This window comes from uncultured Winogradskyella sp., assembly GCF_947495255.1.
Lineage (GTDB): Bacteria > Bacteroidota > Bacteroidia > Flavobacteriales > Flavobacteriaceae > Winogradskyella.
In genome coordinates this window covers 1-413 of record NZ_CANLYI010000037.1, presented here as the reverse complement: position 1 = coordinate 413, position 413 = coordinate 1, and the positions used below count along the sequence as shown (strand labels likewise).

The following is a 413-nucleotide window of genomic DNA, read 5'->3' as shown; positions in this document are numbered from 1 at the left end:
GTAATTTGAATATTATGAACAACAGGATCACAAGACGAGCCATCCATAGAGACACTTACTGAATAATTACCAGCTAATACACTAGAAATGGTACTAGAAGTTGCATTCGTATCAACCTGACCATTCGACCAAGTAAAAGTATATGTAGCAGAAGGGTTAATTACAGAACTAGCAGAAACTGTTGCTGCACCAGTAGCTTCACCAAAACAAAGAACATTAGTAATAGTTCCCGAAGTCGTAGCGGTATCACAATCGTCCGTACAAGCAATCGTAATAGTTTGTGTAGCCGTACAATTGTTAGCATCTGTTACAGTCACAGTATAACTACCAACCGCTAAATCCGTAATGGCAGCTGTTGTTTGGTTACCAGCAGAAGCCGACCATAAATATGAATAAGGAGCATTTCCACCAGT

General features: G+C 39.7%; 1 pseudogene. It reads right to left on the bottom strand.

Going from position 1 to position 413, the window contains the following annotated elements:
* A pseudogene (locus Q0807_RS18870) lies at positions 1-413 on the bottom strand (hypothetical protein); the annotation flags it as partial.